Here is a 22,551-nt window from a genome sequence, read left to right as displayed (position 1 = left end):
CACCCAACCGCTCATGCCCCTCACGGAACACCGTCGCCGACACCACCACCGACTCACCCACCACCGCCTTCGCCGGCCACCGGCCACACCCCACCACCGGCGCCACCTCAAGGATCGGAATGCGGCCGAGTTCCGCCTCCAGCTTCACCTGCATGTGCGCGCTCCAGCCCCTAGCCGCCCGTCGGTCTTAGGCATCCATGCCCCGTCCGCAAGTCTGCGCCATCAGCGCCACCACAAGATCATGTAAAGAGATCCTCTGCCGCGCCCGGCGGGCCTCGGGGACGGCGGCGCCGCCGTGGAGCGTGACAATCAGGAGTGCGCGAGCGCCTCGCGGGCGGTCGTCACGTCCGGCGCGATGGCGACCCGGCGCTGCAGGCCCGCCACGTCCGACACCCGGCGGACGATGCCGCGCGACGGCAGCACCACCCACATCGGCACGCCGAGCTCGGTGGCCCGCATCTGCGAGCGCGTGATGACGTTCAGCCCGTTGGAGTCGCAGAACGTGCAGCCGGTCAGGTCGAGGATGAGGGCCGGCGTCCCGGAGTCGAGGAGTCGCACGGCCTGACCGAGGATCGCCTCGCCGTTGCTCACGTCGACCTCGGCCGGGAATGTGAGCGTGCCGCAGGTCTCCGTGATCTCCACTCGTGCCACTCCGAGATCCATGGTCCGCCCCAAAGTCGAGTTCCTCACCTGGATGACAGCGGGGGGTATCTCACTGCGACTGTAAGCCCCGAACCTGGACGGAACCTGAAAGAAATGGTCAAGTCTAGGACGTCGATCCCCCATATCGCCGACGATCCCGTTCATCGTGGATTGATCCTGATTTGTCGCTTTCGGAGGCCCGTATGCCCGCGCCGCTGACCCTGGCCGTGGCCCAGCCGCCCTGCACGCCCCGCGACGTCGGCGCCAACGTCGCCGCGCACGCCGGGACGATCCGCGCCGCACGGTCCAGGATGGTCCTGTTTCCTGAGCTTTCCCTGAGCGGATACGAACTGGACGCTGAGAACATCAGCCCCGCCGATCCGCGCCTGGCGCCCCTTGTCGACGCCTGCGCGGCGTCGGGCACCGTCGCCCTGGCGGGCGCCCCGGTCGATTCGCACATCGCGGTGCTCCGCGTCGACGCCGCCGGAATCTCGGTCGTCTACCGGAAGATCAACCTGGGCGACGCCGAGGCCGTGCGGTTCCGGCCCGGCGAGGGGCCCGCCGTCATCAGCGTCGACGGCTGGCGCTTCGGCCTGGCGGTCTGCAAGGACACGGGCGTCCCGCGGCATCTCGCCGACACCGCCGCCCTGGGCATCGACGCCTACCTCGCCGGGGTGTGCGACAACGATCCGGCCGTCGTGGACGAGCGCGCCCACCGCGCCGCGACCGTCCACGGCGTCTGGGTCGCCTTCGCGAGCTTCGCGGGCCGGGCCGGCGGCGGCTACGACCCGGCCGCCGGGCACTCCAGCATCCGCACCCCGGACGGTCTCGTCGTCGCGCAGGCGGGACCCGAACCCGGCGCCCTCGCCCGCGCCACCCTGCTCTGACCGCTGTCCATCCTGCTCTGACCGCTATGTCATGCCTTAGCCCCAAATTTCTCCCGAGTCACTGCTAGGTTCGCGAAGAACCCGGACCGGGAGAGAGGGAATGAGTTCGGACCCAGTCGTGATCGACGGCGGCGACCGCTCCTGCGTGCGCCTCCTCCTGGAGCTGCGCGGCCACATCGCCGGCCTCGCCCCCGGCACCGTCATCCACCTGATCGCCACCGATCCGGCGGCCCCCATCGACCTGCCCGCCTGGTGCCATCTGACGGGCCACACCTATCTCGGCCCGCTCGACGCCGCCGAGCGCCCCACCTACGCGCTCCAGGTGGCCGCCGACCCCCGTCCCACCTCCGCGGAATCCCCCTGGCGCCCCGCCAACCGGCGTTAGTCGAACAGGCGCAGGCGGTGGGCCGTGGCCGCCGCCTCGGTGCGGGTGGAGACGCCCAGCTTGCCCAGGATGTTGGAGACGTGCACGCTCGCGGTCTTGGCGGAGATGAACAGGGCCTCGGCGATGTCGCGGTTGCTGCGGCCCTCGGCGACCAGCCGCAGCACCTCGGCCTCGCGCGGGGTCAGGCCCAGGCCGGGGGACGCGGGCGCGCCGCCGAGGTCGACGCGGGCGCGGCGGGCCAGCAGGTCGACGTGCTCGCGGAGCGGGACGGCCCCCAGATCCCCGGCGATGGCGGCGGCGCGGCGCAGCCGTGCGGCGGTGCCGTCCCGGTCGTGGCCCGCGGACGCCTCCGCCGCGCGGGTCAGCGCGAACGCGAGCGGGAACGGGCGGTCGAGCGCGTCCCACGCCTTCACCGCCGCCTCCCACGCGTTCCCGTCGAGGACGCCCTCGGCGCGGGCCGCCTCCGCGAGGAACGTCAGCCGGTGCGCCTCCTGGACGGGCCCGTAGACCCGGATCCCCGCGGCGCGGGCCCGGAGCGCGGCGAGCGGGCCCGGGTCGCCGAGGTCGGCGCAGGCGGTGGCCGCGACGACGAGGCCGGGGAGGGCGTAGCGGGACTCGTCCGGCAGGCCGCGATCGGCGAGGACCGGCCCGAGCGCCTCCAGGGCGTCGGCCGGGCGGCCCCGCCCGAGGGCGATCAGCGCGTCGAGGCGGCAGACGGGGAACAGGTCCTGGGCGCGGCGGGCGGCGCCGTGCGGGATCCGCCGCCGCGCCGCCCGTGCCTCGCGCTCCGCCGCGTCCAGGTCGCCCCGGTCCACCGCGATGCCGCCGGTGAGGAAGTTCAGGCTCCCCCGGATGAGGGCGGGCGGGTCCTGCGCGAGGGCCCGGTCGATGACGGCGAGCGCCTCGTCCCAGCGGCCGAGCGAGATCAGCGGCTCGGCGGTGTTGAACGCGAGGAACGTCCCGGTGGTCCGGCCGAGCCCGTACTCGTCGGCCTTCGCCACGCCGAGCGCGGCGACGTCGGCGGCCTCCGCCGACCGCCCGCACATCTCCAGGATGTCGGACCGGTTGGTGAGCGCGCGCAGCAGCGGCTCGAACGCGCGGGCCTCCTCGGCCCGGCCCGCCGCCCGCTCGACGCGCGCGAGGAACTCCTCGATGTCGCCGTCGCGGAACAGCTCGTCCCACGCGAACCAGAGGTCCAGGTGGATCTCCACCGGGACGTCCCCCACGGCCCGCGCGACGGACAGGGCCTCCTCGGCGGCGGCGTGCGCCTCGTCCCGCATGCCGGGCAGCGCGTGGGTCTGGTAGGCGAGCGTCGCGAGGACGCGGGCGCGGGTCTCGCTCGGCGGGTCGGCGGGCGCGAGCCGGGCCGCCTCGCGGAGGTCGCCGATCGCCTCGTCCCGGCCGAGCCGCATGGCCATCAGGCCGCGCCGCTCGTACAGGCGCGCCGTGCGCATGGGACCGAGGTGCGCGGGGTCGTCGCGCGCCTCCGCCAGCGCGGCCGTGGCGAGCCTGATCCCGATGTCGGTCTCCCCGGCGAGGTGGGCGAGCGTGACGGCCTTCTCGATGACCTTGGCGTGCGGGACGCCGATGCGGTCCGCCGCGTCCGGCACCCGGTCCCACAGGTCCAGCACGCGCGACGCCATCCGCAGCGACTCGGCGTAGGCGGCCGCCTTGCGCGTCTCGCCGGCCGCCCGCCACGCGGCGGCCAGCGCGCTGCCGGCGTCGTGCGCCGCGTGCCAGTGGTGGGCGAGCATGATCATCCGCTGCCGGTCCGGCATCAGCGCGGGCCGCGCCTCCAGTACCTCCGCGTACCGGACGTGCAGCCGCGTCCGCTCGCCGGGCAGCAGGTCGTCGTGGACGGCCTCGCGGATCAGCGCGTGCCGGAACGCGTACCCGTCGCCGTCGACGACCAGCGTGTTGGACGCGACGGCCGGGCGCAGGCCGCGGGTCAGCGTCCGCTCGTCCACGCCCGCGACCGCGGCGAGCAGCTCGTGCTCGATCCGCGCGCCGCCGCCCGCCGCGACGCGCAGGATCTCCTGCGTCTCCTCGGGCAGCCGGTGGACGGCGCCGAGCAGCAGGTCGCGCAGCGACTCCGGCAGCTCGGGGTCGTCGCGCGAGCCGAGCAGCGCCTCCGCGAACAGCGGGTTGCCGTCGCTGCGCGCGAAGATCTCCGCCGCGACCCCGGCGGTCCCGGCCGCGCCGAGGATGCCCCGGACCAGCTCGGCGACCTCGTCCCGGCCGAGCCGCGCCACCTCCACGCGCCGCACCCGCTCCACCCGTTCCAGCTCGTTGAGCAGCGGCCGCAGCGGATGCGTGCGGTGCAGCTCGTCCGTCCGGTACGTGGTGACGACCAGCAGCGCGGCGCCCGCGCCGAGGTTGCGGACGAGGAACGTCAGCAGGTCCCGCGTGGAGGTGTCGGCCCAGTGCGCGTCCTCGACGACGAGCACGACCGGCGCGGCCGCGGCGAGCCGCTCCAGCAGCGTGAGCACCAGCTCGAACAGCCGGGCCCTGGCCTCGCCGGTGAAGGTGTCGGCGCCGGCCTCGCCGAAGTCGGGCAGCAGCCGCCCGAGCTCCGCGCCCGCGCCCCGCGGGAGCAGGTCCCGCACCCCGTCCACGCCGATGTCGCGGACGAGCCCGCGCAGCGCCGCAGTGAACGGCGCGAACGGCAGCCCCTCGGTGCCGAGCTCCAGGCAGCCGCCGACGAGGACCCGCGCCCCGTCCGCCCGGGCCCGCGCCCCGAACTCGCCGACCAGCCGCGTCTTTCCCACGCCCGCCTCGCCGCCCAGCAGCACCGCGGACGGCGACCCGTCCCGCGCGGCGCGGTACGCGTCGCCGAGCGCGGCCGATTCCCGGACGCGCCCGACGAACAGGGGACTCGTCACATGAGCGTTCACCGTACAAGCGTGCCTCACTCAGTGTGGAATGCGGTAAAAGGGGAGATCGCCCAGCCCAGCCGTGAAGGAGTCGGATGTCCGCGATGCCGTTGGAGCCGGGCGATCCCCGCCATGTGGGCCCGTGGGAGCTGCTGGGCCGGCTCGGCGAGGGCGGGCAGGGCGTCGTGTACCTCGGCGGCAACCTCGTGGGGGAGCGGGTCGCGGTCAAGGTGCTGCGCGGGCTGGACCGGGACGCGCTGCGGCGGATGGAGCGGGAGGTCGAGGCGGCCCGCAGGGTCGCGCCCTCCTGCACGGTGCGGATCGTCGACGTGCGGCTCGACCAGACCGCCGCCTACGTGGTCAGCGAGTACGTGGACGGGCCGTCCCTCCAGGACGCGGTGAAGGCCGAGGGCCCGCGGCGGGGCGCGGCCCTGGAAAAGCTGGCCGTCGGCACGGCGTCGGCGCTGGCGACCGTCCACGCCGCCGGGATCGTCCACCGCGACTTCAAACCGCACAACGTGCTGCTCGGACCGGACGGGCCCCGCATCATCGACTTCGGGATCGCCCGCGCGCTCGACATGACCTCGTCCCTGACCAAGGGGCCGATCGGCACGCCCGCGTACATGGCGCCCGAGCAGATCGAGGGGCACGCCGTCACCGCTGCGGCCGACGTGTTCGCATGGGGCGCGGTGATGGTGTTCGCCGCGACCGGGCATCCGGCGTTCGCGCGGGCCGGGATGCAGGCCCTCTTCCACCAGATCCTGAGCGAGGAACCCGACCTGTCCGGCATGGACGGGCCGCTGCGCGACGTCGTCCGCTCCTGCCTGGCCAAGGACCCGGCGCTCCGTCCGGCCGCGTCCGAGCTGGTCTCCCGGCTGACCGGCCAGGACACCGCGTTCATGCCGCACGCGCCGCCGGTGGCCACGTGGTCGGTGGCGCCGGCGCCGACCCTCCCTTCGGCCCGGCCGCGCAGGCGGCGCGTGTGGCCGTGGCTCGTCCCGGCGATCGCGGTGCCGGTCGTGGCGGCGCTGGCCGCCGGAGGCGTCCTGCTGGGGCGGCAGCTCCTGGACTCCCAGGTCGTCGCCACGTCCCTCCCGGACATGTGCAAGCTGTACGACTCCGGCGACGGCAAGGAGGTCCTGCGCGACATGGGCGCCGCGAACGGCCGCCGCATTCCGCAGGGGAACAAGGACCAGTACGGGGAATGGCGGCTGTGCGCGTTCGGGACCGGCCGGTTCCCGCCGAAGAACACCTTCCAGATCCAGCTCAACCTCTACAAGCCGGACGACCCGAAGACCGGCGTCGAATGGGCCCGCCACGCGCTGAACGGGGGCACCGACTTCGGCTGCACCGGCGACCCCACGTCGAGCACCGGAGTGGGCGAGGAGAGCTGCGACGGGCGCACCAAGGACTCCTGGGCCGTGGTCAACGCGCGGAAGGGGAACGTCGTCGCCTCGGCGACCTGCTCGACCCCGAACGTCAACGCCGCCGACCTCCGCGCCCTGCGCCGCGCCGCCGACCTGGCACTCGACGAGACCCTCTGAAGGGCCGTCGGGGTGACGTGCCGGTGGTTTTGACACACCGGCGTGCGAAGCTGTGCGGGTGAGCGCCGAAGAGGAACGGGACGGGGTCCGGCTGACGAACCTCGACCAGCCGCTGTTCGACGGGGCGGACGCCACCAAACGCGACCTGGTCGACTACCTGGACGCCGTGTCCGGGCGCATCGTCCCGCAGCTCGCCGGACGGCCGCTGTCGGTCAAGCGCGTGCGGCCCGGCCAGGAGCCGTTCATGCAGAAGAACACCCCGAAGTACACGCCGTCGTGGGTCCGGACGGTGTCGGTATGGGCGGAGACGTCCCAGCGCGAGGTCTCCTACGCGCTGTGTGACGACCGGCGCACGCTGCTGTGGTTCGCCAACCAGCGCGCCGTCGAGTACCACCCGCCGCTCGTCCGCGCTGACGCGTGGGACCGTCCCACCCACCTGGTCATCGACCTCGACCCGCCCGAGGGCGGCGGGTTCGGCGCCGTCGTCCAGGCCGCCCACCTGGTGCGCCGGGCGATGGACGACTGCGGGCTCCAGGGCGCCGTCAAGACCAGCGGCGCCAAGGGCGTCCACGTGTTCGTGCCGCTCGACGGGCAGCCCGCCGACGACGTCGCCGCCGCGACCCGGGCCCTGGCCGCGCGCGCCGAACGCCTCGATCCCGCCCTCGCCACGACGGCCTTCATCCGGGAGGACCGCGCCGGCAAGGTGTTCCTCGACTCGACCCGTGCCGGCGGCGCGACCGTCGTCGCCGCCTACAGCCCGCGCATCCGCCCCGGCGCGACGGTCTCGTTCCCCCTCCCGTGGGACGGGCTCGACGGCGTCACGCCGGGCGACTTCACCGTCCGGAACGCGGCCGGCCTGCTGGGCGACCGCGACCCGTGGGGCGAGCTGATGCCGTCCCCGCAGCGGCTCCCCGACGATCTGGTCGCGGAGGGCCACACGATCCCGATCGCCCGCGTCCAGGCCATGCACGAGGGCAAGCGCCGGGCCCGCGCCCGCCGGAACACCTGACCGTCCGCCGGGTCAGATCGCGGTCCGGAAGTCCTCGTGCGGGGCGGGCTCGCGCTGCGGCGGCGGCCCGGAGAAGCGGCTCGCCGCCGTCACGTCCGCCTCGCCCCACCCGTGGCCGGGCGAGACGACGTTGTCGGGCGAGACGGCGTTGTCGGGCGGCTCCTCGGCCGCGGTTCCGTAAAGGAAGGAACCGAGCCCGATCAGCAGCCGCTGCACGTCCTGCTGCGGCCGGACGACCAGCCGCAGGAACTGGCTCGACGACCCGAGCTTGTTGCCGCACTCCCGGACGAACACCCCGTGGTGCCCCAGCAGATGGTCGCGCAGCGCGACGCCGTCCTTGCCGTCCGGCAGCTTGACCATGACGAAGTTGCCCTGGGACGGGAACACCTTCAGCCCGGGCAGGCCCGCGAGCTGCTGCGACATCAGCAGCCGGTCGCGGGCCAGCAGCCGCAGGCTCTCCCGGTACTCCGCGGCGTGCTCGCGCAGCAGGAACACCACGACCTCCGCGAAGGAGTTCAGGTTCCATTTCGGCAGCGCCTCCCGGACCGTCCGGGCCAGCGCAGGGTTCGCCACCATGTAGCCGAACCGGACGCCGTGCAGCCCGAAGTTCTTGCCGAGGCTCTTCAGCACGATGACGTTGGGGCGGATCCGGGCCTCGTCGGCGACGCTGGTGTGCGGCTCGGCGTCCGCGAAGTCGAGGAACGACTCGTCCACCACGACGAGGTCCAGGTCGATGAGCTGGTCCAGCAGCCGGACGACCTCGCGCCGCGGGACATAGCCGCCGTCGGGGTTGTTCGGGTTGCAGACGACGGCGGCCCGCGATCCGCGCATCCGGATGAAATGGACGAACGCGTCCACGTCGAACTCGAACCCGCGCATCTCGTGGAGCTGGAACATGTCGACGCGCTTGCCGGTCTCCAGCGGCTGGTCCGTCCACCGCCCGAACGTCGGGATCGGCGTCGCGAGGCTCTCCCGGACCAGCAGATGGTCGATCCAGGTGATCAGCTCCGTCGACCCGTTGCCCATCACCACCGTCTGCGGGTTGTGCCCGAGCGTCTCGCACAGCTCCGCGGTGATCGTGTCGGCGTCGCTCGGGTAGTACTTCAGGATCTGCTCCAGCGCGCCCGCGAGCTGCGAGAACATCCCGGGCGTCGGGAAGTAGGGGTTGCACGGGATGCAGAAGTCGACCAGGTCCCGCCGTCCGGACGCGGCGCGCTGGAGGGCGAAGAAGGACGGGCTGTGCGCGTTCCTGCGCAGGACTCCCGGATCGATCGCGTCCGATGACACGGATGTGCTCCTCGCGCGGCGGGGACGCCCGCCGCGTCCCGGGGCGGCGTCCGATGGTGTCGGATGGCTGGTCGCCCCAGGGGTACGGCCCCGCCGTCGTCCGGGTTCAGCGTCCGCCGGCCGATGAGATTCCAGGACGCGCCTGGTCTGCATGGCTGACAACGATCCGATTCAGGGAGGTTCCGATGGCCGACGAGAAGCTGACGACGTGCTTGTGGTTCGACGGGCAGGCCGAGGAGGCGGCGAACCACTACGTCTCCATCTTCAAGAACTCCGAGCTCGGCGACGTCCAGCGCGTCGGCGAGGGCGGCCGGGGCGAGCCGGGCACCGTGATGACGATCGAGTTCGAGCTGAACGGGCAGAAGTTCGTCGGCCTCAACGGCGGCCCCGAGTTCACGTTCAACGAGTCGGTCTCGTTCCAGATCCACTGCGAGGACCAGGCCGAGGTCGACTACTACTGGAACCGGCTCACCGAGGGCGGCGAGGAGTCCTACTGCGGCTGGCTGAAGGACAAGTTCGGCCTGTCCTGGCAGGTCATCCCGACCGTGCTCTACGAGCTGATGAGCGACCCGGACCCGGAGAAGGCGAAGCGCGCCGCCCAGGCGATGCTGTCGACCCACGGCAAGCTCGACATCGCCGCGCTGAAGAAGGCCCACGCCGGCGGCTGACCCGCGTCAGCCCGGCCCCGCGTCCGCGCCCCGGCCCGCCGCCGGGGACCCGGCGGCGGACGCGAGACCGGGCGGTGCCGACGCCAGCGCCTTCTGGACGGCCTCGACCAGCGCCAGCGCCGACTCCTCGGTCAGCTCGACCGCGACCCGCGCGGACGGGCCGTCGCCCGCGTTGGTGAAGTCGATGTTCACCGTGTGCTCGTGGCAGGCGTGGAACGGGTGGTCGACGTAGACGGCGCCGCCGGTCAGCGTGAACCAGCCGTTCGCGCCCTTGGCCGCGCCGTCCAGGTCCACCGTGATCGTCTGGTAGGTGCACATCGCGGTCTCCTCTCAGGCGCTCAGGTGGCGGCCGTAGAAGGCGAAGATCTTCGCCCAGCCGTCCTTGGCGGCGGCGGGACGGAACGCAGGGCGCTCGACGGCGAAGAACGCGTGCCCTGCCCCGGCGTAGGTGTGGAACTCGTGCTCCTTGCCGAGCCTGGTCAGCTCGGCGTCCAGCGCGGCGACCTCGTCCGGGGACGGGAACCTGTCGTCCTCGCCGAACAGGCCGAGCAGCGGGCACGACAGGTCCGGCGCCTTGGCGACGATCGACCTGGCGGCCGTCGGGTGGTCGCCCGGCGGGTCGCTGACGACGAAGGCGCCGTAGCAGTCGACGGCGGCGTCGAGGTCCAGGGAGCACGCGGCGAGGAACGCCTGCCGCCCGCCCGAGCAGTGCCCGATCACGCCGATCCTCCCGTTGGCGTGGTCGAGCGCGTTCAGGTGGGCGGCGGCTCCGGCGACGTCGCCGACGAGCTGCCCGTCCGGGACGCCGCCCTTGGCGCGGGCCGAGGCGGCCTGGTCGTCGGGGCTGACGCCGGCGCCCTCCCGCGAGTACAGGTTCGGGCAGAGCGCCGCGTACCCGTGCGCGGCGAACGTCCGGACGAACTCCTTGGTGCCCGGGTCGTACCCCGGCATGTGGTGGATCACCACGACGCCGCCGCGCGGGACGTCGCTCAGCGGCCGCGCGAGATACGCCTCGAGTTCGGCGCCCTCGTGCCCGGCGACGGAGACGGTTCCTGCCCATATCGCATCGTTCATGGTCCCGCCTTACCGTGCGGGGCTCAGGCGTTCAACGTTCCCGCGCCGAGGAGGGCGAACAGGAGCAGGCCGATCGCGACCCGGTAGACCACGAACGAGGTGAAGCTGTGGCGCTGCACGAACCGCAGCAGCCAGGCGATGGACGCGTACGCGACGATGAACGAGACGCCGGTGCCGACGATCAGCGGCAGCGTGCCCGCGCCCGTCCCCATCGCGCCGGGCAGCTCGTAGATCCCGGCCCCGGTCAGCGCGGGGATGCCCAGGAAGAACGACAGCCGCGTCGCGGCGACCCGGTCCAGGCCGAGCAGCAGCCCGGTGGACATGGTCGCGCCGGACCGGGAGAAGCCCGGGAACAGCATCGCGAGGATCTGCGAGGAGCCGATCAGCATCGCGTCGGTGAGGGAGATGTCGTCCTCGCCGCGCTTGTGCCGCCCGTACCGGTCGGCGAGCCACATCACGACGCTGCCGCCGATCAGCGACCCGGCGACCACCCACAGCGACGCGAGCGGCCCGTGGATGAGGTCGTCCGCGGCGACGCCGACGGCGACGACGGGCAGCGTCGCGAAGATGACCCACCACCCGAACTTGTAGTCGTGGTGGTAGCGCTCGGACGGCTTGACGATGCCGCGCCCCCACGCCTTGGCGATGCGGAGGATGTCGGTGAAGAAGTACACCAGGACCGCCGCGATCGCCCCGGCCTGGATGACGGCGGTGAATCCGACCACCGCGTCGTCCTCGACCGGGATGCCCATCAGGCCCTCAGCGATCTTCAGATGGCCGGTCGAGGACACCGGGAGGAACTCGGTCAGGCCCTCCACGATCCCGAGAACGATGGCCTGCCCGACGTTGATCACGCTCAATGATCCGGTTCCTCTCCTGACCTGCGTATGCCCGCGGCGAGCCTACTAAGGGAAACCGATCACTACGTCCGATGCGCGAAACATCGTCACCGGTCGTTCACCGAAGCCGCGCGCCCGGAGGGATCAGCCGGCCGCGGCCTCGCGCTCGACCCGCTCGAACTCCGCGGCCATGGCCGCCGCGAGGGCCTTGGCCGCCGACAGCGGCCGGACCATGACCGTCAGGTCCTCGATCAGGCCCTCGTCGTTGTGCCGGAGGAAGTCGCAGCCGGTGAGCTCCAGGTCGCCGACCTTCGCCTCGAAGAGCAGCGCGTGGTCGCGGCCGCCCGCGCCGCCGATCTCCCGGACGTAGCGCATGTCGGAGAACACCCGCAGGACGGCGCGCAGGATCGCCGTCGTGATGGCCTTGCCGGGATACGGCCGGTACGCCACCGGGCTGGTGAACACGACGTCGTCGGCGAGCAGGGCTTCGATCGCCGCGTGGTCGCGGGCCTCGGCGGCCGCTCGGAAGGGATGCATGGGCCCGACCCCCGACGGTCAGATTATTGACTAGTGAACTAGAAGAATGGTGTCAGAGCCTGCCGCCGTCCGCCACCCGCCTTCGCCGGCCGCGGGCGGTTCAGCCGGTCGCGTCGATGAGGCCCCAGGTGAGGGCGGTCGGGGTTCCGGTCAGGGCGAGGTGGAGGGTCCGCCAGCGGCCGATGCGGCGGGGGATGCTGACCGTCCCGCCCGCTCCAGGGACGAGCCCCATGCCGATCTCCGGCCGCTGAGCGCGCCGTGGCAGGCGATGCCCGAGGTCCTGGACGACCCGCAGGTCACCGCGAACGGGTACGTCACCGACGTCGAGCATCCGTCCGGGCAGGACATCACGCTCGTCCGGGCGCCGGTCAGGTTCGACGGGCGGCAGCCCGAACTCCGTCCCGCGCCCGAGGCCGCCGCGCACCCGAAGAGGTGCTACTGGAGCTCGGCCACGACTGGGCGGAAATCGGCAGGCTGAAGGAGTCCGGGGCATCGCCTGACCCGCTTGTACGTGGGATTTCGCGACGCCGCCCTTGGTAGACTCAGCGGGCACGCCGAATCGATGAAGGGAATGATGATTTTGAGCGTGTCCCAAGGACGACAGCGCACCGCCACCAAATCACGGGTGGCCGGAGAACAGCGCTGGGAAGAGATTGTCGAAGCCGCCGCGAAGATCTTCTCGCAGAAGGGCTACGAGGCCACCAGCCTTCAGGACATCGCCAATACGGTCGGCATCCTCAAGGGCAGCATGTACTACTATTTCAAGAACAAGGAAGACTTGCTCTTTGAATTGGTGCAGCGCGCGCTGGACGCCCACCAGCCCTCCCTGGTGGAGGAGCCCGAGATCGCCGAGGCCGCCGCGCCCGTGCGGCTGCGGGCCTTCATCCGCCGGTGGATGGCGCTCAACCGCAAGCAGCGTCTCTGGCGCGGGGTCGCAGAGAGCGAGTTCGGCCGGCTGCGCGGCAAGCGCCTCAAGGAGGTCATCGCCGAACGCGACAAATTCAGTGCGTTCGCCAAGGAGATAATCGAGCAGGGAATGCGCGACGGCGACTTCGACTCGGGCGTCGACCCCAGCGTCGTGACCAGCACGCTGTTCGAGTTGATGAACACGACGCAGACGTGGTTCAAGCCCTCGGGGCGGCTCTCCTACGCCGAACTCGCCGACTGGTACGCGACCTTTTTCATCCGCGGTCTCGGTGGTTCCGACGAGCTTGTGGCGAAGTCGTCCGGCGAAACCGGGTAAACCGGCCAGGCCGTTCTGCCGAGCCCCTCGGATAAACCTTTGTCGGCAATTGGATATCGACCAGACGGTTGGTGGTCTAGCGGAGGCGGGCGGCCCCGGGCGCGTCCCGCGACCACCTCGGCTGGAGGAGTCGCCCTCCTTCGACGAGTGAAGAGAACGGCAGTGGCGAGGATGTGTGAAGGCCGGGTGGCGGTGGTCACCGGCGCGGGACGCGGCATCGGCCGCGCCCAAGGAGGTCGCCGAGGAGATCGTCGCGGCCGGTGGGGGCCGTGTCCACCGCCGACGGCGCCGCCGGGCTCGTCCGGCTGGCCCTCGACAGCTTCGGCGCGCTGCACGCGGTGGTGAACAACGCGGGCATCCTGCGCGACCGCACCATTGTCAACATGACCGAGGACGAGTGGGACTCCGTCATCGCCGTCCACCTGCGGGGCACGTTCCTGGTCGCCCGCAAGACCGCCCGGCACTGGCGGGAACGCTCCAAAGCCGGTGCGCCGGTGGACGCCCGCATCATCAACACCTCGTCGGTGTCCGGCCTGTTCGGCAACACCGGGCAGAGCAACCACGGCGCCGCCAAGGACGGCATCGCCGGGTTCACGATCATCGCGTCGCTGGAGCCGGCCCGCTACGGGATCACGGTCAACGCGGTGTCCCCGTCCGCGCGCACCCGCATGATCACGCCGCGCGGGCAGGAGCGGATGGCCGCCCGCGACGACTTCGACCCGTTCGCCCCCCGAGAACATCGCGCCGCTGACGGCCTGGCTCGCCGGCACCGGCTCCAAGGACGTCACCGGGCGCGTCTTCAACGTCCACGAAGGCCGCATCAGCGTCGCGCCCCGCCCGGCTCCGCTCGTCGTCCGGACGGGCCAGTTTGATGGCCGTGTCCTCGCCGACGTGCACGAAGACGCTGTCGGTGGCGTCCGCGCCCCGGCCCCGGCGCAGCACCTCGCCGCCGAGCGCGCCCACGTGGAACGCGACCGCAGGGGTCCAGGTCGCGGACGACCACGGTCATGTACGCGACGCGTTCGACGCCCAGCGGCTGCTCGTCGCTCCAGTAGGACGTCGAGAACCCGGGACGGAACCGGGGGTCCTCCAGGCCCTCACCGCCTCGACGTCCACGAACTCGATGGCGCCGTGGCTGTCCCTCGGATGGGTGTAGAGCGAGCCGGGGAACTCGCCCGACACCGGCTCCATGTCCGCTCCGCCGGGCCCGGTCACGCGCACGCCCGCCGAGCGCAGCCGCTCGTAGAGGCCCCGCAGGTCCTTGACGTACCAGGCCAGCGAGTGCAGGTGCTGGCCGAACCTCGCGTAGAACCGGCCGACCGGGGTCGCCTCGGCGCCCGGTACGCGCGCTACCCGCGCGGCGGTTGACGCCGGTTCAATCGCCCAGTGCGGCGCGGCGGCGGCGCAGTGCGGCGGTCTTGACGCGGTTCTGGCAGGTGGTCGTGCAGAAGCGGCGGCTGCCGTTGCGGCTGGTGTCGACGAAGGCCCGTCCGCACCGGTCGTCGGCGCAGGAGCCGGCGCGGTCGCCGTGACCGCCCGCCAGCAGCCGCGCCAGCGCCTCGGCGCAGATGGACGTCCACATCGGCACCAGGGCCGCGTCGGCCGGGTGGTGGTGCAGGCGCCACCGTCCGTCCTCCTTCGCCAGGTGCGGGTGGGCGGGGTGCGCCGCGAGCAGCTGGTTCAGCCGGTCGGCGGCGGCGTCCTCGGCACCGCCGCTCAGATCCTCGAAGACGGCCCGCAGCTCGCGGGCGAGGGCGGCGAAGCCGGGCACGTGGCCGGGCGCGAGCTGCGCGACCGAGGGCGGGTCGACCGCCAGGACCTCGCGCAGGACGGCCATGTCCTCGACCGGTTCGGGACGGACCACCATCCGGTTGACGAGATCGACGGCGACGAGCACGCCCGCGTCCATGTAACTGTCTAGAAGCAATTGACCAGTGACCTCCGCCCGGTTACCGTGTAACTGTCGTCAAAGGATACGGCAGTGACAAGGCATCCGGGAGAAGGTGACGGCGATGATCCTGCGGCCCGCCGAGACGGCCGACCTGCCGAGGCTCGCCCCGATGTGGCGCGCGGCGTGGCTCGACGGCCACGCCGGTCACGTCCCCGCCGAGCTGATGGACGCGCGCGGCCCCGGGCACTTCGCCGTCCACGCCGCGAAGTACGCGGACTCCACCATCGTGGCCACCGACGACGGCCGCTTCCTGGGCATGATCATCCTTGGTCGCGCCGAGGGCGAGGTCGTCCAGCTGGCGGTCGACCGGTCGGCTCGGGGTCAGGGCGTCGGCGGCGCGCTGCTGCGAAGCGCGGAGGAGCGGTTCGCGGGCGAGCGCGAGGAGGCGTGGCTCGCTGTGGTGCCCGGCAACGCGCGGGCCCGGCGCTTCTACGAGTTCCACGGATGGCGGAACACCGGCGCCATGACCTACGCGGCGCCGACCTCGACCGGCGGCACGGTGCCCGTCCCTGTCCTCCGGTATGCCAAGGCTCTGGGCGCGCTAGCCCTCCGCTGAGGGGACGGCCAGGATCGACTGCACCGTCGCGATGACGACGCGGGCGGTGTCCTCTGGCTTCAGGCGTCCGGTCCGGTTCTCCTCCGCCGCCCCGTGCAGGACGAACTGGAGCACGCCCACCAGCCAGGTGATCGGCAGGTCGGTGCGGAACACGCCCTGATCCTGGCCGCGCCGGATCAGCTCCTCGACGCGCTCCGCAGGGGCGGCGTGCAGATTGCGGATGCGTCCCGGCGGGAGCGTGCCCTGCGCCGCCGTCAGCAGCGCCGTGGACTCGGCCACCAGCGACCAGCTCGATTCCAGCAGCCGGGTGAGCGCCGCGCGCGCGTCCCCGGTCAGGTCGACGGCCGACAGGACCTCGTCGCCGGCGCGCAGCGCGTCCGTCAGGGCGGCCTCGACCAGCTCGGCCCGGTTGCGGAAGTGGCCGTAGAGCGTCATCCGGCCGACCCCGGCGGCCTTGGCGATGTCGTCGATGCTGGCGTTCGGGTCTCGGCTGAGGCTCTCGCGGGCGGCGGAGACGATGCGGGCGATGCTGCGCTCGGCGTCTGCGCGCCGGCGGCGGCCGGAAGCGGCGGTCGGCATGCCGAACATCCTAACTCGTACACCGGAATACATGTTACTCTCCAAGAAGTTGTACGGCACAGTACGAGTTAAGGAGAGCCGGAGATGACACAGAAAACCCACGACGCCGCGGCGCGGGACGGCGCGGCGCACCCGCTGCGGTGGCGCATCCTCGGATTCCTCGGCGTGGCGCAGCTCATGCTGATCCTCGACGTCACCGTCGTGGCGATCGCGCTGCCGCACATCGAGACCGACCTCGGCCTGGGCCGCCAGGCCGTGACCTGGACGGTCAGCGCCTACACCCTCACCTTCGGCGGCCTGATGCTGATCGGCGGCCGGGCCGCCGACCTGTTCGGGGCCAAGCGGACGGTGCTGGCCGGCCTGCTGATCTTCACGGCCGCGTCGCTGGCGACCGGGCTCGCCGGCGGGGCGGGGCTGCTCCTCGGCGGCCGGGTCGCGCAGGGGGTCGGCGCGGCGCTGATGTCCCCGTCCGCGCTGTCCTTCGTGGTGCGCCTGTTCGACGGCGACGAGCGGAACAAGGCGCTCGGCGTCTGGTCCGCGCTCGGCGGCGGCGGCGCGGCCCTCGGCGTGCTGCTCGGCGGCGCGCTCACCGCCGGACCCGGCTGGCCCTGGGTCTTCTACGTCAACGTGCCGATCGGCCTGGTGATCCTCGCCGCCCTCGCCCGGATGCTGCCCGGCCAGGCGGTGGCCGTCCCGCGCCCCCGGCTCGACGTGCTCGGCGCGCTGCTGGTCACCGCGTCGTCCGGGTCGCTGATCTACGCGTTCATCCGTGCCGGGGACCACGGCTGGGTCACCGCCGCGACCGGGGCGCTGGTGCTGCTCGCCGCGGCCGGCTACGTGGCCTTCGTGATCCGGCAGAAGACGGCGGCGTCGCCCATGATGGACGTCGCGCTCCTGGTGCGGCGCCCGGTGGCCACCGGCACCTTCCTGATCCTGATGGCGACCGCGCTGATGATCGCGGTGTTCTTCCTCGGCACGTTCTACTTCCAGCACGCGGAGGACTTCGGCGCGCTGCGGACCGGCCTGCTGTTCCTCCCGGTCGCGGTGGCGACGATGCTCGGGGCGAACCTCACCGGCCGTGCCCTCGCCCGCGCGTCCGCGCGTCCGCTCGCCGTCGCCGGGCTCGTGATCGCCGCGATCGGGATGGCCGTCCCCGCGCTGTCGATGAACCCCGTGACGGTCGTGGCGGGCACCGCCGTCGCGGGCGCCGGGACGGGCGCGATGTTCGTCGTCGCGTCGGCGACCGCGCTCGGGCAGGTGGCCCCGCACGAGTCCGGCATCGCGTCCGGGATCGTCAGCACGTTCCACGAGTTCGGCGCGTCCATCGGGGCCGCCGTCATCTCCAGCGTCGCGGCGGCCAGCCTGGTGGGCGACACCCTCGACGGGTTCACCGACGGGTTCGTCCTCGCCGCCGTCGCCGCGGCCGTGGGCGCGCTCGCGGCGGCCGTCCTGACGCCCGGCCGGGCGCGGTGACGGCGCAGGTGGGGAAGGGTTTCAAGAAAGACCGGGGGCCGTGTCGATCCGCGCCGGCCCCCGTTCGACCTAGGGATGAGAGGGTCCCGGACAGGGGCCCCGACGATCTCAAGGGAAGACGAAGACATGAAGTACATGCTGATCTTTCGCGCCACCGACGAGGCCCTCGCGAAGATGAGGGACATCGACCACAACGAGATGATCGAGACCGTCGGCACGTACAACCAGGAGCTGATCCGGGCGGGCGTGCTCCTGGCCGCCGAGGGGCTCGCCGACGCCGGCGAGGGCGTCGTGGTCGACTACTCGTCCGAGCCGCCGGTGGTCACCGACGGCCCGTACGGGGAGACCAAGGAGCTGTTCTTCGGCCTCTACGTCCTCAACGTGGCGTCGAAGGAGGAGGCCGTCGAGTGGGCCAAGCGGCAGCCGCTCACCGGGCCCGGCTTCAAGACCGAGATCCGCCGGGTCACCGGAATCGACGAGTTCCCGCAGGACAACGAGTGGATCAAGAAGGAGCGGGAGTGGCGCGAGGCCCACGGCCAGCTCTGAGCGAGCGGAGCGGAGATGGCCGACCCGTCGGGCCGTGAGGCCGTGGCCGCCGTCTGGCGGATCGAGTCCGCCCGGATCGTGGGCGCGCTCGCGCGCTACACCGGGGACTTCGCCCTCGCCGAGGACCTCGCCCAGGAGGCCCTGGCCGAGGCGCTGGTGACGTGGCCGCGCGACGGCGTCCCGCGCAGCCCGGCCGGATGGCTGCTCACCGTCGGGCGGCGCCGCGCGATCGACGGGTTCCGCCGCCGGTCCGCGCTCGACGACCGGTACGCCGCCCTCGCCCGCCACCTGGGCGAGGGCGGCGTGGCCGCGGGCGGCGAGCCCGCCGACCCGGCCCGCGACGGCGACGTCCTGTGGGACCCGGACCAGATCGACGACGACGTCCTGGCGCTGATGTTCGTCGCCTGCCACCCGGTGCTGTCGCGGGAGGCGCGGCTGGCGCTCACGCTGCGCGTCGTCGGCGGCCTGACCAGCGACGAGATCGCCAGGGCGCTGCTCGTCCCGACCGCCACCGTGCAGGCCCGCATCACCCGGGCGAAGAAGACGCTCGCGGCGGCCCGGGTGCCGTTCCAGGTGCCGCCGGCGGGGGAGCGGGCCGGGCAACTCGGCTCGGTGCTCGGCGTCATCTACCTGATCTTCACCGAGGGGTCCTCGGCCAGCTCCGGCGGTGACCTGATCCGGTTCGACCTCGCCGGCGAGGCGCTGCGGCTGGCCCGGGTGCTGGGCCGGCTGGTGCCGGGCGAGCCCGAGGTGCACGGCCTGCTGGCGCTGCTGGAGCTGACCGCGGCGCGCTTCCCCGCCCGCACCGGCCCGGACGGCGAGCCCGTTCTGCTGGAGCACCAGGACCGCCGCCGCTGGGACCGCGCCGCGATCCGCCGCGGGCGCGCCGCGCTCGCCCGCGCGGAGAAGGCGGGCCGCGGTCTCGGCGCCTACGGCCTGCAGGCGGCCATCGCCGAATGCCACGCCGTCGCGCCGTCGGTGGACGAGACGAACTGGGAGCGCGTCGTCCTCATCTACGAGACGCTCGGACGGCTCGCGCCGTCCCCGGTGGTCGACCTCAACCGGGCGGTCGCCGTCTCCATGGCGCACGGACCGTCCGCGGCGCTCCCGATCGTGGACGACCTGGCCGCCGCGGGCGAGCTGGCGGCCTCGCACCTGCTACCCGGCGTCCGCGGGGAACTGCTCGCCCGCCTCGGACGCACCGGCGAGGCACGCGTCGAGCTGAAGCGCGCCGTGGAGCTGTGCGGCAACGAGCGCGAACGCGCGCTGCTGGAAGGCAAGCTCGCTGACCTGGCCTGACCGCCCCCGCTAGGGGTGAGCGCCCGCCGGCGCGTAGCGCAGCAGCACCGCGCCGGAGACGAACCGGCGCGTCTCCAGAAGCCGCAGCCGCGCCGCGCCCGACTCGAACAGCCGCGCTCCGTGGCCGACGACGACCGGGAAGACGAACAGCCGGTACTCGTCGACCAGGTCCGCGGCGATCAGCGCGTGGACGAGCCGGATGCTGCCCGTGGCGACGATGTCGCGTCCCGGGGCCGCCTTCAGCGCGTTGACCTCGTCCGCGAGAGGCCCGCGCAACACGGTGGAGTTCTGCCATCCGGGGTCTCGCATGGTGCTGGAGACGACGTACTTGTCCACCGCGTTGAGGTAGCCGGACACGCCCGTCGGGTCGTCCGTCCGCTTCGGCCAGAAGCCGCGGAAGTCCTCGAAGGTGTTCCGGCCGACGAGGAGCGCGTCGGCCGCCTCGCGATGCTCGGCGGTCGCCGCCGTGATGTCGGTCTGGTCGACGTCCTCGGCGAGCGGGTCGAACCAGCCCTCCGCCATGTCGATGACACCGTCGAGCGTGATGTTCTCCGTGACCACGAGCTTCCGCATGCTGACCCTCCTGGTTGGCGCCTTTCCCGGTTGGACCGCCCGCGGGCGCCGAAGTCATCGCCGCCGGGCGCGGTCACCCGCCGAGCTGGGGCACCGCGCGCAGCGCCGGCCGTCCGGCCGGACGCGGCGCGGGGACGGCCTGGGTCAGCCGCGCGGTCTCGTCGTCGGCCGCCGCGGGATCGGACATCGCCTGCAGGCGCCGCGCCACCAGGCCCTCCCGGATCGCCCACGGGCAGATGTCCACCCGGCTGATCTTCAACGTGGTCATGAGGGCCTCGGCCACGATCGCGCCGGCGAGGATCTGCGCCGCCCGGGGCCGGGACACCCCGCGCAGCTTCGCCCGGCGCGCGGCGGTCCTGGACGCCAGCACCGGGATCTGCTCGCGCAGCCGCTCCAGCTCCAGCACGCGCGGCGCGTACGGGCCGGCCTTGCGCTTGGGCGCCCCGGTGAGGCGGGCCAGCTGGGTGAACGTCTTGGACGTCGCCACCGGCCGCACCGGGAGCCCGCCGTCCAGGCCCGGCGCCACCTCGGCGGCGGCCTTCGACAGCTCCTCGTACACGCGGCGGCGCAGCCGGCGGACGTGCTTGCGGGACGGCGGGTCGCCCGGGAGCTGCTCGCGGGTGAGCCGCCCGGCGCCCAGCGGCAGCGACAGCGCGAGCGCGGGCTCCTGCGCGTCCCCGTGCGCGATCTCCAGTGATCCGCCGCCGATGTCGACGAGCAGCAGCCGTCCCGCCGACCACCCGTACCAGGCGCGGGCGGCCAGGAACGTCAGCCGCGCCTCGTCCCGGCCGGACAGGAACCCGAGCCGGACGCCGGTCGCCGCCGCCACCCGGGCGACGATCTCGTCCTGGTTCGCCGCGTCCCGGACGGCGGACGTCGCGAACGCGATCAGCTCCTCGACGCCCTGGTCGGTCGCGGCGCACGCGGCCTCCCCGACCGACCCCACCAGCCGGCAGACCGCGCCGCCGCCCACGGCCCCGCGGGCGTCGATCGCCTCGGCGAGCCGGGTCGGGCGCTTGACCGCCGTGACCGGACGCGGCGGCTCGCCGACGCTGATGTCCACGACCATGAGATGGGCGGAGTTCGACCCGACGTCCAGCACACCGATTCGCATGCCGACGCAGTACCCGGATGGAGCGGATTCATTGGCGGAGGCTTCCGGGCCGCCGCCACCCCGCCGCTTGTTTGCGGTGCCCGGTCGCGGGTACCCGGTCGGCGTTTCCATGCGGGAGGAGCGGTCGTGGGGATTCCGGGCGCGTCCCTGGCCAGGTCGGTGCTGGGCGTCCCGGCCGCGGCGGCGGAGAAGGCGTCCCGGACGGCCGGCGCGTTCGCGGCCCTGGCCGCGGGAGGCCGCGTACGGCGGGTGTGGTCCCACGCGGGACGCGCGCACATCCAGGCGAACGGCCTGTCGGGGGAAGGGCCGCGGCACCGGCGGTACGTGCGGGCGCTGACGGAGGCGCTGCGGCAACTGGACGGCGTGAACTGGGCGGAGGTCAACGCGGTCACCGGCCACGTCCTGGTGGCGTACAAGGAAGGCGGCGTGAGCCTCGACGACCTGGTAGAGGTCGTCGAAGACGTGGAGGAAGCGCGCCGGGTCGGCCGCTTCGATGAGGACGCCCACGTGCGGTGGCCCGATGACGAGATGGCATGGGCGGCGGCCACGTCCGCGCTGGCGGCGGACGTCGCCGGGGCGGTCGGGGCGGCCGCCGCCCGGCTGCTGGCCCTTCCGCCGGTGCCGAGCCCGATGCGGGCCGCGGTCGCGGTGGCGGACTCGATGCCGCAGGTGCGGACGGCCGTGGAGCGGCGGCTCGGCCGGCTGCGCGCCGACGCGCTGCTCGGGGTCGCCAACGCGGTCGTCCAGAGCGCCGGGCACGGCGTCGCGCCGCCGGTCACCGACGCTGTCCACCGGGTCTTCCAGCTCCACGAGATCGGGGCGCGCCGCGCCGCGTGGCGGCGCCGGGAGCCGTTGCTGGCGGCGGCGGGGCGGCAGCCGCAGGAGTGCGGCGCCCGGACCGAGCGGCCGTGCCCGCTGCCGGACGGGCCGGTGGAGAAGGCCGCGAACCGCACCGCGCTCGGGCACCTGCTCGGCGGGGCCGCCGTCCTCGCGGGCACGCGCGACGCGTCGGCCGCCGCCGACCTGCTCCTGGCGACCGTGGCCAAGGCGGCGCGGCACGGCCGGGAGGCGTTCGCCGCCGTGCTGGCCCACGACCTGGCAGGACACGGCACGGTGGTCCTCGACCCGGCCGCGCTGCGCCGGCTGGACAGGGTCAGCGCGGTCGTCATCGACTCCTCGGTCCTGTGCGACGGCGACCTGCGGCTGCTGTCGGCGGTCGCCACCGGCGAGGACCTGGACGACGCGGGCGTGTGGCGCGCGGCCGGGGCGGTGCTGGCGGACCTCGACCCCGACGACCTGGCCGGGCCGGGCCCCTGGAGCGGCGGCGCCGAGGCGGAATGGCGCCTGGTGCGGGCGGCGGACGCCCCGTCCGGCGCCCCCGCCGATCCGCGGGGCGTCACGCTGGACCTGATGGACGAGCACGGCGGGCTCTTCGGGCGGGTCCGGGTGGGCTGCTCCCTCGATCCCCTGGC

27 protein-coding genes are annotated in these 22,551 nt (G+C 73.4%); 14 read left to right on the top strand and 13 right to left on the bottom strand.

Annotation, left to right across the window (positions count from 1 at the left end; genetic code table 11):
• On the bottom strand, window positions 1–154 hold a 154-nt coding region (locus tag ETD83_RS25135), incomplete at its 3' end, for a maltotransferase domain-containing protein (protein ID WP_138647675.1).
• A gap of 155 nt (window positions 155–309) precedes the next feature.
• Window positions 310–651: an STAS domain-containing protein gene (locus ETD83_RS25130; RefSeq protein WP_138647674.1), complete on the bottom strand. Its 342-nt coding sequence runs from the start codon at window positions 649–651 to the stop codon at window positions 310–312.
• 194 nt (window positions 652–845) lie between these two features.
• Between ETD83_RS25130 and ETD83_RS25125 the strand changes: the two genes are divergently transcribed.
• Window positions 846–1,529, top strand: a complete 684-nt coding sequence (locus ETD83_RS25125) for a carbon-nitrogen hydrolase family protein (RefSeq protein ID WP_138647673.1) — start codon at window positions 846–848, stop codon at window positions 1,527–1,529.
• Window positions 1,530–1,629: 100 nt separating this feature from the next.
• Window positions 1,630–1,914 carry a sulfurtransferase TusA family protein gene (locus ETD83_RS25120; RefSeq protein WP_138647672.1) on the top strand — a complete coding sequence of 95 codons (285 nt, stop codon included), beginning with the start codon at window positions 1,630–1,632 and terminating at the stop codon, window positions 1,912–1,914.
• Here ETD83_RS25120 and ETD83_RS45735 read toward each other — a convergent pair.
• Window positions 1,911–4,808: a helix-turn-helix transcriptional regulator gene (locus ETD83_RS45735; protein ID WP_329602975.1), complete on the bottom strand. Its 2,898-nt coding sequence runs from the start codon at window positions 4,806–4,808 to the stop codon at window positions 1,911–1,913. The two genes, ETD83_RS25120 and ETD83_RS45735, sit on opposite strands and share 4 nt — an antisense overlap.
• Window positions 4,809–4,882: 74 nt before the next feature.
• Here ETD83_RS45735 and ETD83_RS25110 point away from each other — a divergent pair, with 74 nt between their 5' ends.
• Window positions 4,883–6,331: a serine/threonine-protein kinase gene (locus ETD83_RS25110; protein WP_138647671.1), complete on the top strand. Its 1,449-nt coding sequence runs from the start codon at window positions 4,883–4,885 to the stop codon at window positions 6,329–6,331.
• A gap of 58 nt (window positions 6,332–6,389) precedes the next feature.
• Window positions 6,390–7,340, top strand: coding sequence for a DNA polymerase domain-containing protein (locus ETD83_RS25105; RefSeq protein ID WP_138647670.1), 951 nt, complete (start codon window positions 6,390–6,392; stop codon window positions 7,338–7,340).
• Window positions 7,341–7,352: 12 nt separating this feature from the next.
• Here the strand turns inward: ETD83_RS25105 and ETD83_RS25100 are convergent, their stop codons facing one another.
• Window positions 7,353–8,627, bottom strand: coding sequence for a pyridoxal phosphate-dependent aminotransferase (locus ETD83_RS25100; protein ID WP_205717869.1), 1,275 nt, complete (start codon window positions 8,625–8,627; stop codon window positions 7,353–7,355).
• Between the two features lie 185 nt (window positions 8,628–8,812).
• Between ETD83_RS25100 and ETD83_RS25095 the strand changes: the two genes are divergently transcribed.
• The gene (locus tag ETD83_RS25095; protein ID WP_138647668.1) at window positions 8,813–9,295 is read left to right on the top strand and encodes a VOC family protein; all 483 of its coding nucleotides are present in this window, start codon (window positions 8,813–8,815) and stop codon (window positions 9,293–9,295) included.
• A 6-nt stretch (window positions 9,296–9,301) separates the two neighbouring features.
• On the opposite strand, the gene ETD83_RS25090 is transcribed toward ETD83_RS25095, so the two are convergent.
• The 5 genes from ETD83_RS25090 to ETD83_RS45465 all read right to left on the bottom strand — a co-directional run bounded on the left by ETD83_RS25090 (window position 9,302) and on the right by ETD83_RS45465 (window position 11,977).
• Window positions 9,302–9,613, bottom strand: coding sequence for a DUF6295 family protein (locus tag ETD83_RS25090; protein ID WP_138647667.1), 312 nt, complete (start codon window positions 9,611–9,613; stop codon window positions 9,302–9,304).
• A gap of 12 nt (window positions 9,614–9,625) precedes the next feature.
• A complete protein-coding gene (locus ETD83_RS25085; RefSeq protein ID WP_138647666.1) occupies window positions 9,626–10,369 on the bottom strand; it encodes a dienelactone hydrolase family protein in 744 nt (247 codons plus the stop codon).
• A 23-nt stretch (window positions 10,370–10,392) separates the two neighbouring features.
• The gene (locus ETD83_RS25080; RefSeq protein WP_230421159.1) at window positions 10,393–11,223 is read right to left on the bottom strand and encodes an undecaprenyl-diphosphate phosphatase; all 831 of its coding nucleotides are present in this window, start codon (window positions 11,221–11,223) and stop codon (window positions 10,393–10,395) included.
• Between the two features lie 129 nt (window positions 11,224–11,352).
• Window positions 11,353–11,745, bottom strand: coding sequence for a nuclear transport factor 2 family protein (locus ETD83_RS25075; RefSeq protein WP_138647664.1), 393 nt, complete (start codon window positions 11,743–11,745; stop codon window positions 11,353–11,355).
• A gap of 100 nt (window positions 11,746–11,845) precedes the next feature.
• On the bottom strand, window positions 11,846–11,977 hold the full coding sequence (locus tag ETD83_RS45465; protein WP_268920495.1) for a hypothetical protein: 132 nt from the start codon (window positions 11,975–11,977) through the stop codon (window positions 11,846–11,848).
• 15 nt (window positions 11,978–11,992) lie between these two features.
• Between ETD83_RS45465 and ETD83_RS42780 the strand changes: the two genes are divergently transcribed.
• The 4 genes from ETD83_RS42780 (at window position 11,993) to ETD83_RS43860 (ending at window position 14,144) form a co-directional block, all read left to right on the top strand.
• Entirely contained in the window at window positions 11,993–12,223 is a 231-nt protein-coding gene (locus ETD83_RS42780) for a CoA transferase (RefSeq protein ID WP_268920494.1), read from the top strand.
• Between the two features lie 33 nt (window positions 12,224–12,256).
• The gene (locus tag ETD83_RS25065; RefSeq protein WP_138647662.1) at window positions 12,257–12,988 is read left to right on the top strand and encodes a TetR/AcrR family transcriptional regulator; all 732 of its coding nucleotides are present in this window, start codon (window positions 12,257–12,259) and stop codon (window positions 12,986–12,988) included.
• Window positions 12,989–13,248: 260 nt separating this feature from the next.
• A complete protein-coding gene (locus ETD83_RS43865) occupies window positions 13,249–13,860 on the top strand; it encodes an SDR family NAD(P)-dependent oxidoreductase (RefSeq protein ID WP_205717868.1) in 612 nt (203 codons plus the stop codon).
• 5 nt (window positions 13,861–13,865) lie between these two features.
• Window positions 13,866–14,144 (top strand): hypothetical protein, encoded by a 279-nt coding sequence (locus ETD83_RS43860; protein WP_205717867.1) that lies wholly within the window; start codon window positions 13,866–13,868, stop codon window positions 14,142–14,144.
• Window positions 14,145–14,363: 219 nt separating this feature from the next.
• Here ETD83_RS43860 and ETD83_RS25055 read toward each other — a convergent pair whose 3' ends face one another.
• Window positions 14,364–14,915: a CGNR zinc finger domain-containing protein gene (locus ETD83_RS25055; RefSeq protein ID WP_205717866.1), complete on the bottom strand. Its 552-nt coding sequence runs from the start codon at window positions 14,913–14,915 to the stop codon at window positions 14,364–14,366.
• An 85-nt stretch (window positions 14,916–15,000) separates the two neighbouring features.
• On the opposite strand from ETD83_RS25055, the gene ETD83_RS25050 reads away from it, so the two are divergent.
• Window positions 15,001–15,495, top strand: a complete 495-nt coding sequence (locus tag ETD83_RS25050; RefSeq protein ID WP_138647660.1) for a GNAT family N-acetyltransferase — start codon at window positions 15,001–15,003, stop codon at window positions 15,493–15,495.
• Here the strand turns inward: ETD83_RS25050 and ETD83_RS25045 are convergent.
• Window positions 15,481–16,074 (bottom strand): TetR/AcrR family transcriptional regulator, encoded by a 594-nt coding sequence (locus tag ETD83_RS25045; RefSeq protein ID WP_138647659.1) that lies wholly within the window; start codon window positions 16,072–16,074, stop codon window positions 15,481–15,483. The genes ETD83_RS25050 and ETD83_RS25045 overlap by 15 nt on opposite strands.
• Before the next feature lie 84 nt (window positions 16,075–16,158).
• On the opposite strand from ETD83_RS25045, the gene ETD83_RS25040 reads away from it, so the two are divergent.
• The 3 genes from ETD83_RS25040 to ETD83_RS25030 all read left to right on the top strand — a co-directional run bounded on the left by ETD83_RS25040 (window position 16,159) and on the right by ETD83_RS25030 (window position 19,392).
• Window positions 16,159–17,547, top strand: coding sequence for an MFS transporter (locus ETD83_RS25040; RefSeq protein ID WP_138647658.1), 1,389 nt, complete (start codon window positions 16,159–16,161; stop codon window positions 17,545–17,547).
• 126 nt (window positions 17,548–17,673) lie between these two features.
• The gene (locus tag ETD83_RS25035) at window positions 17,674–18,093 is read left to right on the top strand and encodes a YciI family protein (RefSeq protein WP_138647657.1); all 420 of its coding nucleotides are present in this window, start codon (window positions 17,674–17,676) and stop codon (window positions 18,091–18,093) included.
• A 15-nt stretch (window positions 18,094–18,108) separates the two neighbouring features.
• The gene (locus tag ETD83_RS25030) at window positions 18,109–19,392 is read left to right on the top strand and encodes an RNA polymerase sigma factor (protein WP_138647656.1); all 1,284 of its coding nucleotides are present in this window, start codon (window positions 18,109–18,111) and stop codon (window positions 19,390–19,392) included.
• Window positions 19,393–19,401: 9 nt separating this feature from the next.
• On the opposite strand, the gene ETD83_RS25025 is transcribed toward ETD83_RS25030, so the two are convergent.
• Both ETD83_RS25025 and ETD83_RS25020 read right to left on the bottom strand, forming a co-directional pair.
• Window positions 19,402–19,965, bottom strand: a complete 564-nt coding sequence (locus ETD83_RS25025) for a dihydrofolate reductase family protein (RefSeq protein WP_138647655.1) — start codon at window positions 19,963–19,965, stop codon at window positions 19,402–19,404.
• A 73-nt stretch (window positions 19,966–20,038) separates the two neighbouring features.
• Window positions 20,039–21,079, bottom strand: a complete 1,041-nt coding sequence (locus ETD83_RS25020; RefSeq protein WP_138647654.1) for a Ppx/GppA phosphatase family protein — start codon at window positions 21,077–21,079, stop codon at window positions 20,039–20,041.
• A gap of 126 nt (window positions 21,080–21,205) precedes the next feature.
• Here ETD83_RS25020 and ETD83_RS25015 point away from each other — a divergent pair.
• Window positions 21,206–22,551, top strand: a 1,346-nt coding sequence (locus ETD83_RS25015; protein WP_205717865.1) for a heavy-metal-associated domain-containing protein, incomplete at its 3' end; no start/stop codon positions are given.

It is taken from the genome of Actinomadura soli (genome assembly GCF_005889715.1).
GTDB classification, from domain to species: domain Bacteria; phylum Actinomycetota; class Actinomycetes; order Streptosporangiales; family Streptosporangiaceae; genus Spirillospora; species Spirillospora soli.
Note: the sequence above shows the minus strand (reverse complement) of the source record. Positions and strands in the feature narration are given on the sequence as shown.

Coding starts and splice junctions, on each gene's coding strand:
- ETD83_RS25125 (WP_138647673.1), top strand. CDS start 846: ATGCCCGCGCCGCTGACCCTGGCCGTGGCCCAGCCGCCCTGCACGCCC.
- ETD83_RS25120 (WP_138647672.1), top strand. CDS start 1,630: ATGAGTTCGGACCCAGTCGTGATCGACGGCGGCGACCGCTCCTGCGTG.
- ETD83_RS25110 (WP_138647671.1), top strand. CDS start 4,883: ATGTCCGCGATGCCGTTGGAGCCGGGCGATCCCCGCCATGTGGGCCCG.
- ETD83_RS25095 (WP_138647668.1), top strand. CDS start 8,813: ATGGCCGACGAGAAGCTGACGACGTGCTTGTGGTTCGACGGGCAGGCC.
- ETD83_RS25090 (WP_138647667.1), bottom strand. CDS start 9,613: ATGTGCACCTACCAGACGATCACGGTGGACCTGGACGGCGCGGCCAAG.
- ETD83_RS25085 (WP_138647666.1), bottom strand. CDS start 10,369: ATGAACGATGCGATATGGGCAGGAACCGTCTCCGTCGCCGGGCACGAG.
- ETD83_RS25075 (WP_138647664.1), bottom strand. CDS start 11,745: ATGCATCCCTTCCGAGCGGCCGCCGAGGCCCGCGACCACGCGGCGATC.
- ETD83_RS45465 (WP_268920495.1), bottom strand. CDS start 11,977: ATGGGGCTCGTCCCTGGAGCGGGCGGGACGGTCAGCATCCCCCGCCGC.
- ETD83_RS25050 (WP_138647660.1), top strand. CDS start 15,001: ATGATCCTGCGGCCCGCCGAGACGGCCGACCTGCCGAGGCTCGCCCCG.
- ETD83_RS25045 (WP_138647659.1), bottom strand. CDS start 16,074: ATGCCGACCGCCGCTTCCGGCCGCCGCCGGCGCGCAGACGCCGAGCGC.
- ETD83_RS25040 (WP_138647658.1), top strand. CDS start 16,159: ATGACACAGAAAACCCACGACGCCGCGGCGCGGGACGGCGCGGCGCAC.
- ETD83_RS25035 (WP_138647657.1), top strand. CDS start 17,674: ATGAAGTACATGCTGATCTTTCGCGCCACCGACGAGGCCCTCGCGAAG.
- ETD83_RS25030 (WP_138647656.1), top strand. CDS start 18,109: ATGGCCGACCCGTCGGGCCGTGAGGCCGTGGCCGCCGTCTGGCGGATC.
- ETD83_RS25025 (WP_138647655.1), bottom strand. CDS start 19,965: ATGCGGAAGCTCGTGGTCACGGAGAACATCACGCTCGACGGTGTCATC.
- ETD83_RS25020 (WP_138647654.1), bottom strand. CDS start 21,079: ATGCGAATCGGTGTGCTGGACGTCGGGTCGAACTCCGCCCATCTCATG.